This window comes from Peribacillus sp. NPDC101480, from assembly GCF_050277335.1.
Classification (GTDB): domain Bacteria; phylum Bacillota; class Bacilli; order Bacillales; family DSM-1321; genus Peribacillus.
Genome location: NZ_JBNNSB010000002.1, coordinates 493,318 through 505,120, shown reverse-complemented (window position 1 = coordinate 505,120; position 11,803 = coordinate 493,318). Strand labels below are relative to the sequence as shown.

Below are 11,803 nucleotides of genomic sequence, written 5' to 3'. Positions count from 1 at the left end.
AATATTCGGTTTTTTTCTGTATTCTTTCGCTCAAGCGTTGTTCATCTATGTCTTTCTATTAGGATAGGGGATTTCTTTAGGGATCAATGGCACTTCCTTGGAACAACTGATTTTTATTCCGTACTTTAACAAATACTTCTACAATTAAATCTCTTTCTTTTGATATTAAATTATTTTTATACTCAATTAATTCAATATCTTCCAATTAAGTTCTACATCCAACACCAATTACTTCAATAGAGTGCCATAACCTATTTGCAATTGTGTAATTTTTGGGGAGTTTTGCGAAATGATTGATTTTTAGCTAGGTTTACTCGGAATTATTGGTATCATTCTTGCATGTTTAATATGTGTATTCCTTAAGAAAACTTGTTATTACCTTATTTCGCCTCCCTTTACCCTGTTGTTATTGGTCAGGAAATTGATGTTTGTATTAAACGTGTATATCAAAAAGTTATTACAAGCAATGTAGTCTTATTCAGATGAAAAAAGATCTAAAAAATTACGAATGAGGTGGTAAATGAATGAAAGGTTTGCATATACCAGTTGTTCAACTTCCTGAAAAGATAGAAGATTTAAGAAAAGAAATAAGACAGTTTATAAGTTATGAAATAGATAGTGGAGCAATCGAGCCCAGATGTGATAGCTGGCTGAGTGGGTTTTCGTCAGAGTTTTCAAAGAAAATAGGAGAACGAGGCTGGATTGGAATGACTTGGCCAACTAAATATGGTGGAAAGGAACGATCATCCATTGAAAGATTTATTGTTACAGAGGAATTACTAGCAGCAGGGGCACCGGTTTCTGGTCACTGGATTGCAGATAGACAGTCTGGACCGCTCTTTCTTAAATGTGGAACAGAAGAGCAAAAGCTGTTTTTTTTACCTAGAATTGCAAAAGGAGAATGTTACTTTTCAATAGGGTTGAGTGAACCTAATGCTGGTTCAGATTTAGCTGGAATACAATCAAGAGCAGTCAGAGTCGACAAAGGATGGTTATTAAATGGTAGTAAGATTTGGACAAGTGGGGCACATGTTTCTCATTACATGATCACCCTTTGTCGCACCTCTCCTCAAACTCAGGAAAATCGTCATGCAGGAATGAGTCAATTAGTTGTAGATTTGTCAGCCCCGGGAGTTACCATACGACCCATTCATTTAATGACAGGTGAACATCATTTTAATGAAGTGTTTTTTGAAAATGTCTTTATACCAGATGAAATGGTTGTAGGTGAAATTGGAAATGGATGGGCACAAGGGATGGCTGAATTAGCATATGAAAGAAGTGGTCCTGAACGGATTCTAAGTACTTATCCTCTTCTAAACGAACTAACGAATGAATTAATAGAAAAAGGGGATAAGAAAGGTTTAAATGAGGTTAGTAGAGTGATCTCTAGACTGTGGACATTACGAAATATGTCACTTGGAATTGCCAAAATGTTAGAAGAAGGAGTTCCTTCAAATATCATTGCGTCTTTAGTAAAAGATATGGGAACAAAATTAGAACAGGAAATTGCAGAAATCACCAGATTGGTTGTAACAGTAATGCCTTCCATAGATTCTGTATACCGATTAGAAAAGTTAATGGCTCAATCCATACTACAATCACCAGGTTTTACTTTACGTGGTGGTACAACAGAAATACTCCGAGGAATTGTTGCTAAGGGGGTAATCAATAATGAGTGATATACAAGAAATGATTATCGAATCAACAACAAAAATTATGGAAAAATATTCAACAAAAGATGTAATTAACAAGGCTGAAAATGGCATTTGGGCAGGTGGGTTATGGAGGAAATTGGTGGATTTAGGAGTAATAACAGTTGCAATTCCTGAAGGCTTAGGGGGAAATGGTGGGGATTTTTTTGATGCATTAAGCATCCTGCATTTAGCAGGAAAATACTCAGCACCTATTCCTCTTGCTGAAACATATATCGCTAATTGGTTATTATCCGGGATAGGAGAACCTGTAACAGACGAAATATTAACGGTTTTTTACACAAAAGATATGCAACCTCTTCAATTTAAAAAAAGTGGGAATGGTTGGATTGTATCCGGAAAAGCAAAAAATGTTCCTTGGGCTCGTTTTGCTCAAAAATTGTTAGTCTTTGGGGAAACTACTGCAGGCCCAACCCTCTCACTCGTAAAATTAGAAAAGGCTGAAATAATACACGGGCAAAATCTTGCTGGAGAAGCAAGGGATGTGGTGATCTTTGAAAACGTCTTTATAGAAGATTGTAAGCAATTTGAAGTAAACCAAGATGAACAGGTGAAAAAAGTGCTTTATAGTGGTGCACTTACACGATGTGCCATGATGGCGGGTGCATTAGAAAACATTCTAAACTTAACTATAAATCATACTTCAGAACGATCCCAATTTGGAAGACCTATCCACCGATTTCAAGCAATTCAGCAACAACTAGCACTGCTTGCTGGAGAAGTTGCAGCTGCTAGCGTTGCTACAAATTGTGCGGTTGAATCATATAATAAAGGCAAATTTTCAAAAGAAATAGCATTTGCAAAAATACGGGTTAACGAAGCGGCAGGTAAGGCAAATCAAATTGCTCATCAAGTACTAGCAGCTATTGGGTTTACTTATGAGCATACTTTACATCACAGTACAAGACGGCTTTGGTCATGGCGGGACGAATTTGGTACAGAATCAGACTGGGAACAAATCGTAACTGAAGAACTAATAAAATTACAGAAAAATCAACTTTGGTCTATGATTACTTGTGTAGAAGATAATAGAAAAAAGGTGGGGAAATAAATGAAAGACTTAATCTTTACAGTTGAAAACAATGTAGCAAAAATTACTTTAAATCGTCCGAGTAGTTTAAATGCTTTCAGTGCAGAAATGATTGAGCTATGGATTGATGCATTGGAAACAGTTCGTGATTCTGAAGATATTCGAGTAGTTGTACTATCTGGAAATGGCCGAGGATTTTGTTCTGGTGGGGACATTAAATCGATGGCAGAAGGGCAAGGGTTTTTAAATAATGATGGAACAGAAGATTTAACATCAACTGCACTAGTACGAAAGAATTCGCTGTGGAAAAAAGTTCAAAGAGTTCCTCTTTTATTACAAGAAATTGATAAACCGGTTATCGCTGCTCTACATGGATTTGCATTTGGTGCAGGATTTGATATGACTTTGGCTTGTGATATTCGAATTGCAGCAGAAAGTACGAAAATTTCAGAAAGCTATGTAAAATCAGGAATCGTTCCTGGGGATGGTGCAGCTTGGTTTTTACCAAGAATAATTGGAACTGATAAAGCATTAGAGTTACTATGGACTGGCACCGTATTAACTGCACTAGAAGCAAAAGACATGGGATTAGTTACTCATGTTGTAGAGGATGAAAAGTTAGCAGAATTTGTTGATTGTTATGTTGAAAAATTAGTTCAAGGCCCACAAGCAACAATGCGTTTTACAAAAAGAGCTGTTTATCAAGGGCTGGATATGAATCTACGGACCTCTCTCGATATGATTTCGTCAGCAATGGGAATCGTTACAGAACTTGAAGATTATCATGAAGGTGTTAATGCAGCAGTTGCAAAAAGAAAACCAAACTTCAAATAATTTTATAACGTTTATGAAATCTTAATCTCTTAAAAATTAGCAAAAAGACTGAAAGCTATGTTTTAGCATTTTCAGTCCTTTTTGCTATTAATTAGAATTAGATTTCTTGAATTTTTTGTAAAATTGCGACCTGCTTATCCCCAAAAGTTTTGCTGCTGCTGTACGATTGCCTCCTGTTTGTTTAAGTGCCAAATCAATAGCATCTTTCTCTGCCTTATCTATATTGTTTTTATAAAAATCGGAGATTAAAACTTCTTGAGATACTTCCTGTGTGGTGGACTCAAGATGTGGTGGAGAATCTAAATTTCTAATACCTTTTGTTTTTTGTATATATTCAGGAAGATGCTCTATATCTATAATATCAGTCCTTATGCAATTCATCGCTCTTTCAATAGCATTTTCTAGTTCTCTGACATTTCCAGGCCAGGTGTGTAACGATAGTAACTTCATAGCTCCCTCAGTAATATTAACTTCTCCTAACCCCATGAGATGACTGAATTTTTTTGTAATAGATTTAGTAAGAATAGGGATATCCTCACTTCGATCTTTAAGAGGGGGTATATTAATGACAATAACATTTAGCCGATAATACAGATCTTCCCTAAATTCATTATTAGCAACCATTTGCTTTAAGTCTTTATTAGTTGCAGCAATGATTCGAACATTCACTCTTATAGTATCATTTCCTCCGACACGTTCAAATTCTCTTTCTTGAAGTACGCGGAGTAATTTCACTTGCATTGAAATAGGCATATCTCCAATCTCATCTAAAAATAATGTACCATTATTGGCTAATTCAAATTTCCCAGGTTTTCCACCTCTTTTTGCGCCTGTAAATGCCCCATCGGCATAACCAAAAAATTCAGATTCCCATAACTCCTCAGGTATAGCAGCACAGTTTATCTTAATAAATTTACCGGTTCGATTAGATGCATTATGGATACCTCGTGCAAACAGCTCCTTGCCAGTTCCACTATCGCCCAAAAGAAGAACATTAGAAAATCCTGTTGCGGATTGTCGTGCGAAATGCTTTATCCTTCCCATTTCTTCATTTTGTGTTAGAATATCATCTAAATCAAAGGGCTTACCACCAATGAGAGATAGCTCACCCCGGTAAAATGAGACTTCTTTTTCTAAATCATTTAAAATCTTCACCACGTTTTTCCACTTGTTTAGGTCTTTGTAAATAATTTTAGCTATAGCCCCTACAAGCTGTTTTTCCTTATAAATTGGTGTTTTCTGAATAAAACAACGATGTTTACCAATTATCATGGCTTCAAGTTTTTCACTTTGAAAACCCTGGGCTAGAGCTTCTTCTAATTTTATTTCTGGGATAATTCGAGTAACTGGATGGCCTACAAGGTCATTTTTTGTTTTTCTCACAAATTCACAAGCTGCATCGTTGAACATTTCAATTATTCCGCTTTGATTAATGACTATATAGCCGTCATAAGTAGTATCCAGAACCGTTTGCAATGTGCGTTCTAACTTTTTGGTAATTTCGAGTTCGTTTGCTATTTGTTCATAATCGGTTAAATCTTGTATTAGGATAATCCCCCCCCAATCATTACTTTCATTAGAAAGGGATTTGTATGTAATAAGGAGCCTTTTGTCTTTAATTGAAATTCGGTGAAGCTGAATATCTATTACAGTGAGATCTCCGCTTGAAATATTAGTTAATTGTGGTAATACCTCGGTATAATGAAATCCGATACTCTGTTCTTTAGATAGATTGCACAATGATTCTGCTGCGTGATTTGTAATGAGAATCGTCCCATTATGATCTAAAGCCATGATGCCAGTTTGCATATGCTGAAAAAGAGATTCCAAAGAGTTTCCAAGAGATTCATATTTAGATTGATAAGCTTGTATAATGTTTTTCGTATCTAGAACTCCGGCAACTTGATTATCATCCGAGAGAACAACAGCCTGTCCAACCTTTTTTTGTTTTAAAAATAGGCGTACTTTGGTTAAATTATCATTTTCATTCACTGTAACTGCATCTTTAATAATAAAAGGAAGCATGTTTTCATCAATGGAAGCGTTTTCTGAAAATGCCTTGAAAATAGAGGAAGGTGTCATGATCCCAATGAAAGAATTTTTTTTGTCCATAACAGGCAATATCATTATTTTATCTTTTCGAAATATTTCCACTGCATCACGTATTGTATTATCTATGTACAATTTAGGAACATTTTTATTCATATAATTCTTAACTGTTTGAATAAAAGAATTTTTAACGAGCATGCTATCACTCACTCCCTAATAACTTAATTCTCAATAAGGCGATAAAACTCTCAATTGTCGGAATATTGTAATTATAACACAAGTTTCTTCAAGGAATCTTGAAGAAACTTAATTTAGTCAATTGGGAGTATTTCGGTATGTTAGTGTTTTTTGTCATGGAGGTAGAGCCTTATCATTAAAAAGAAGATGTTATGCTTTATAGATTTGAGCGACCTTTTTAGAGAACAAATTTTAAGTGGGAATATAAGTTAGTAATGATTGAAATTTTGAAAGAGAAACATATTTATCAATAAAATCAAGATTTCTACTAATCGAAGAAGAGGCACAACAATACCTCACGTTTAAGTTTTTTTAAACACTTTACATATTTAATTTCTAGAAGACCCGTAGGATAAGGGAAAGTTTAGTAAAACAATTGAATTTTGCATTTTATGATAAATCGTTTTTCAAAAAGCATTTTTAATTTAACAATAGTTGTCTCAAAATAGAAACACTGTGCATTTTATTAAACAAATGTTGACATTGGCGTACAGTGGACACACAACTTAAATCTACATATGGTCAATAAACCCTGGAATTATAGTTGGCATGAAAATTGCAATAAATATTGAAACATATTTTAAAAAAGGTGCCTACAAAGTTTTGGTTAGGGAAGCGAAACGACAATCCAATTTTACGAACTATGGTGGTACTCAGGCAATCAATAAATTTATTGTCAAGGGGGAAACAATTTGTCAAGAAAAGTTCTATGGGAAACTCAAGGACGTGTGGCAATCATTCAACTTTCAAATTCTCCTTACAACTGTGTAGACGATCAATTTTTACAAGATTTTGATCGAACCCTGGATGAAATCGAGCTGTCTAAGGACATTCGAGGATTGGTGATTTTAAGTTCAAATAATAAATTTTTTGCAATTGGAAAGAATGGAGGGAGGAAATCTGATGAAGACCATGAGGAAGACCTGCTTTATAAGATTTTGAAAAGATTAACGCTGTATTCATTGCCAACAATCAGTATTATTTCTGGTACTGCAATTGGAACCGGATTGGAAATTGCGTTAGCATGTGATTTGCGAATTTCCAGTGAATTTTCAAAATTTGGTTTTTATAGCCATATTAGTCCCTCATCTATTGGGAAGGAATGCTTAATCGAATTGACGAGCCCTTCTAAAGCAAAAGAACTAATATGGCTTGGACAATTAATCGGGGCACAAGAAGCAGTTGATATTGGTATTATAAATCGCATATTCCCTGATTCACGTTTAATAAACGAGGGGGTAGAAATGGCCAATTCAATTATTCAACAAAAAAATTATTAAATTCACAATATATTCTGCATTAAATTGGTTGATTAATATATTTAAAAATAAATGTAGTATTTGGTGAAACAGTGTTAATTAGATTTCAAAGTGAAGAAAAAGAGGTGAAAAGTCATGCCATTAGAAAATATTACGAATATCTTTGAGAATAGCCCCTATAACAAACATTTAGGAATCAAATTTGAAAAATTTGAAGAAGATTCCATAGTTTGTTCCATTAAGATCACAACTTATCATTTAAATGTAAATAAAGCTGTTCATGGTGGAGTGTTCTTTAGCATCCTCGATTCAGTAATGGGTGCAACGATACGAACAGTGGTTAACCAGCCTATTGTGACAGTGAATATGAGTATCAATTATTTTGCTCCTCTTATGAATGGAGAAGAAATGATGGCAACAGCTAAAATCTTACAACAAGGAAATAGTATTGTAACCGCTGAAGGTTTGGTGAATGACTCTAAGGGGAGTTTAGTAGCAAAGTCAATTGGTACCTTTAAAATAATGCAAATGAATAGGTAAGGATATTGACATAGCCGCAATTCAATAAGTATGGATGTTAGAAATGAAATTGGAGTTTTTTGCATGCTTTAGTCAAATCTGAAGTCATGGCTTTAAAATCCAGCAATTAAAGCTTTAAAAAAGTTGGCAACTTAATGGTGAAAAACCTTCATTAAATTTCTTTAGAAGGGAGTAAATATGAAAATGATCAGGAAGGTCATGGCAAAACAATTACTTATTGGAGAAGCTTTAAAATCTGCTGCACATAATGTTCCGGACAAGGAGGCATTTGTATTTGAAGATCAACGATTAACCTATCAAGAACTCCTTAAACGTACCCTTCATTTATCAGAATGGCTGCAAGGAAGAGGAATCGGTAAAGATGAAAAAGTAGGTTGCTTATTCAAAAACGGATTGCCCTTTGTTGAATTATACTTTGGAGTTAGTTTGGCAGGCGGAGTATTTGTTCCAGTTAACTTCCGTTTGGTCTCGAATGAAGTAGATTATATTCTAAATCACTCAGATGTAAAAATATTATTTATAGAAGAAGAATTTATTGAGACCATCCGCGATGTAGTAGAAAAACTCACACAAATCCAGACGATCGTTATAGTAGGATCCCCGGATAAGGATTTAGGGAAGGATGTAATTTCATATCATTCTATATACGATACACCTACTATTAATCAATCTAGAGAACAACTGAGTGACGATGATGCTCACGCAATCATTTACACCTCTGGAACAACTGGAAGACCAAAGGGAGCAGTATTAACTCATAAGAATCTTTATATGAATGGAATGAATAAGCTCTATCATTCGCAAACCAAAAAGGGAAGCAAGCAATTGCTGATTCCTCCACTTTTTCACGTAGCGGCTTTATCACTTTTAGTACAGAACTGCTTGTTGGAAGGGACAATGTTCATTCACAGAGAATTCCAACCTGTAAAAGTTCTCAAAACCCTTCATTTAGAAAAAATCAACTCGATGTTCTTAGTCCCATCTATGTGGAACTTTCTTTTCCAAGTACCTAACCTATTAGAATATAACCTAAGTTCAATGACCAGTTGCTCGACAGGAGGGGCTATTTGTCCGGTAGAAATTAAGAAAAAAATAATGACTGTTTTTAAGAATGCAAAAATACATGAAGCATTTGGACAAACAGAAATGAGTCCGTCTACGACCTATTTATCTGGTGAAGATTCACTAAGATATAATAAAACAGCTTCTGTTGGAAAACCGTCTATAAATGTTCGTGTTCGGATTGTCGATGATGAAATGAAGGACGTACCTCTTGGTGAAGTAGGAGAAATTGTATACCAGGGTCCAACAATGATGAAGGAATACTATAAAAATATAGAAGCTACGAAGGAAGCCTTTAAAGGTGGCTGGTTCCACAGTGGCGACTTAGTCCGGATGGATGAAGATGGATATATTTATGTGGTAGATCGAAAGAAAGATATGATTATTAGCGGTGGTGAAAATATTTATCCAAAAGAACTAGAAGAGGTTCTCTATAGCCATCCTGACATTTTGGAAGCAGCAGTAATTGGAGTTCCAGATGTAGAATGGGGTGAAAGTGTAAAAGTATGCATTGTATTGAAGCCTGGAAAACAATTAACGAAAGATCAAGTTATTAAATTTTGTCAAAGTAGGATAGCATCTTATAAAAAACCGCGTTTCGTACAATTTATGGACTCGCTTCCAAGGAATGCATCCGGTAAAGTCTTAAAAACAGTTTTACGCTCATATGGTCACGAAACAAACTTCATTAACTAAATGAGTCCGTTTTGAGAGATTTAAACAATAAAAGCAACTGGGGTGTATGATTTCCAGATGAAATTAGTGTAATAGTTAGAAGTTTTTACCTTTTGCAAACGAGTAAAATTTCGTAAACTAACAAATTAATTTTAATAAAAGGAGTAGAGAATGTGGGAGCACTTAGTGGAATTAAGGTATTAGATTTATCAAGATTACTTCCTGGACCTTACTGCTCACTTATGATGGCAGACTACGGAGCAGAAGTAATAAAAATTGAAGAGCCAGAGCGAGGTGACTATATACGTTGGAGAAAACCAGCTATTGAAGAAATAGGTGCTAGACATTTAACAATAAATCGAAATAAAAAAAGTGTTGAATTGAACCTTAAGACAGAAGAAGGGAAAGAAATTTTTAAAAAAATGGCGGAAAGTGCTGACGTCATTTTGGAAAGCTTTCGTCCTGGGGTAATGAGTCGTCTAGGGATAGGTTTTGATGAAATCTCAAAGATTAATAGAGGAATCGTTTATTGTTCATTAACTGGATATGGGCAAACTGGACCTTATCGCGATTTACCAGGACATGATATTAATTATATCGGCTACAGTGGAATATTAGGCTTAATTGGCGAAAAAAATGGAAAACCAGTCATTCCTGGTGTACAAATTGCAGATATAGGTGGAGGTGCATTGATGGCTCTATCTGGGATATGTATGGCACTATTAAACAAAGAAAGAACTGGAAAAGGGCAATATATTGATGTTTCAATGATGGATGGTGCCGTTACCTGGTTATATGCTGCAGCATCAGATTACTTTGCTTCAGGAAAAGTTCCAGAAAGAGGGGGAAATCGATTAGATGGTCAATATGCATTTTATCAAGTATATGAAACAAAAGATAATAAATATCTTTCTGTTGGAGCATCCGAAGAGAAATTCTGGAAGAAAATTTGTGAATTAATAGGGAAACCTGAATGGATTGAACTTCATGGAGGTAATGATGATGTTCAAGAACAATTAAAGCTAGAAATGTCAGAGGTATTCAAGAAAAAAAATCAGCAAGAATGGTTAGACTTATTAGCTTTAGAAGAGACATGCGTAGGACCTGTCAATGATATAGAGCAAATCTTTTCGGATCCTCAAATTATCGAAAGAGAATTATTTACCGAAATGAAACATCCAGTTGCCGGTAACATCAAGCAAATTGGATTTCCAATCAAATTTTCGGAGACACCAGGAAAAATACATGCTCACGCACCGATACTCGGAGAGCACACAGAGGAGATTCTTCAGCAATTAGATTATTCAAGTGATACCATTGAAAATCTCAGAATTAGCGGGGTAATTGGTAAGAAGGTATCAGGATCCGTCGTTAAATGATTGGCAGGGATAATTTATGGGTTATCACAATTTGATAAAGGAGAACATTTATATGGGCACTCTTTTTAACTAAAGTTTGATATGGTTTTTCCGATGAAATTCAGGAGCTTCTCAGATAACCATCCGCACTAGAAGTATATGGGTTAATGGCCCATCACAAAGCGCATAATAAGGTGGAAAAACGCTTCCATTTTTAGTGAAGTCTTTTTAAAAGATTGTTGTTTTTTGAGATTTGGTGCTTGGCTAATCTAATATAAATGTTATTAAAGTGAGGGAGAGGAATCTATTTTAAATATCTTTGAAAGGTATATAAATTAAACGTTAATCGAAGCACGCAAATAAAAAGGCATGCCTTTTTGTTTGCATTCCAGATTGTGGAAGAGTGAATTAAAAGACATTATAAGTATTTATGTAGAATGTTAATTATTACAATTAAATAATACAGCAGTTAGTTGAAAAAATGATTAAATTTTGGGTTGACTATTCGTTAAATAAAATTGAAAAAATTATAAAAATCAAGTAATTTAAAACACCTTGATTTGGATTATTAAGGAATATTCGTCATTTAAAAAGCTGTCGGTTGGTTAAGGGGAGTCGATGACCTCCTCAACTCGCCCAGGAGTGGTAAGACTGATATGTATGTCTTAACGGTTGACAACGATAAAATCTTTGTTTGTATCTTTTAAGGCAACAATGTAATTTAAAGCTTTATCCTCATTGTCTCCACACAACTTGAATCATAAAAAGACGTAATACTACAATTAAGTAGTATTATCGGCATTATAAAGGGAAATTAGTGTTTGTTTCTAGAGTAGAGTCGACATTTTAGTCATCGATGAATTAGGGACTTTTATTGCTTTGTTATACTTGTGATCAGGAGTTTTGTGGAAATAGGCGAGATAGACTAATTTATAAGTGGTCCCCGATTAATAAACTTGATGATATATTGTTCTATCCCGAATATCTAAATACCCACTTGGGAAATTGCCATAAACAACTGAACATTTTATTATCGGAGTTTTA

9 protein-coding genes are annotated in these 11,803 nt (G+C 34.8%); 7 read left to right on the top strand and 2 right to left on the bottom strand.

Annotated features, from left to right (window positions below):
• Positions 1-76 precede the first annotated feature (76 nt).
• Entirely contained in the window at positions 77-205 is a 129-nt protein-coding gene (locus tag ACQKMF_RS09955) for a hypothetical protein (protein ID WP_286141254.1), read from the bottom strand.
• Positions 206-524: 319 nt separating this feature from the next.
• Between ACQKMF_RS09955 and ACQKMF_RS09950 the strand changes: the two genes are divergently transcribed.
• Genes ACQKMF_RS09950 through ACQKMF_RS09940 form a run of 3 tightly spaced genes read left to right on the top strand, consistent with a single transcriptional unit; the run spans position 525 to position 3,579 of the window.
• Positions 525-1,682 carry an acyl-CoA dehydrogenase family protein gene (locus ACQKMF_RS09950; RefSeq protein ID WP_427572852.1) on the top strand — a complete coding sequence of 386 codons (1,158 nt, stop codon included), beginning with the start codon at positions 525-527 and terminating at the stop codon, positions 1,680-1,682.
• Positions 1,675-2,766: an acyl-CoA dehydrogenase family protein gene (locus ACQKMF_RS09945; RefSeq protein WP_427572850.1), complete on the top strand. Its 1,092-nt coding sequence runs from the start codon at positions 1,675-1,677 to the stop codon at positions 2,764-2,766. The genes ACQKMF_RS09950 and ACQKMF_RS09945 overlap by 8 nt, the downstream gene beginning before the upstream one ends.
• On the top strand, positions 2,767-3,579 hold the full coding sequence (locus tag ACQKMF_RS09940; protein WP_427572848.1) for an enoyl-CoA hydratase/isomerase family protein: 813 nt from the start codon (positions 2,767-2,769) through the stop codon (positions 3,577-3,579).
• Between the two features lie 87 nt (positions 3,580-3,666).
• Here the strand turns inward: ACQKMF_RS09940 and ACQKMF_RS09935 are convergent, their stop codons facing one another.
• A complete protein-coding gene (locus ACQKMF_RS09935; RefSeq protein WP_427572846.1) occupies positions 3,667-5,826 on the bottom strand; it encodes a sigma 54-interacting transcriptional regulator in 2,160 nt (719 codons plus the stop codon).
• 731 nt (positions 5,827-6,557) lie between these two features.
• Between ACQKMF_RS09935 and ACQKMF_RS09930 the strand changes: the two genes are divergently transcribed.
• From ACQKMF_RS09930 to ACQKMF_RS09915, 4 genes are all read left to right on the top strand, one after another.
• A complete protein-coding gene (locus ACQKMF_RS09930; RefSeq protein WP_427572844.1) occupies positions 6,558-7,145 on the top strand; it encodes an enoyl-CoA hydratase/isomerase family protein in 588 nt (195 codons plus the stop codon).
• A gap of 114 nt (positions 7,146-7,259) precedes the next feature.
• Positions 7,260-7,664, top strand: coding sequence for a PaaI family thioesterase (locus ACQKMF_RS09925; RefSeq protein WP_101221721.1), 405 nt, complete (start codon positions 7,260-7,262; stop codon positions 7,662-7,664).
• Positions 7,665-7,841: 177 nt separating this feature from the next.
• Positions 7,842-9,422 (top strand): long-chain-fatty-acid--CoA ligase, encoded by a 1,581-nt coding sequence (locus tag ACQKMF_RS09920; RefSeq protein WP_427572842.1) that lies wholly within the window; start codon positions 7,842-7,844, stop codon positions 9,420-9,422.
• Positions 9,423-9,574: 152 nt separating this feature from the next.
• Positions 9,575-10,780, top strand: coding sequence for a CaiB/BaiF CoA transferase family protein (locus ACQKMF_RS09915; RefSeq protein WP_427572840.1), 1,206 nt, complete (start codon positions 9,575-9,577; stop codon positions 10,778-10,780).
• The last annotated feature ends 1,023 nt before the right edge of the window (positions 10,781-11,803 follow it).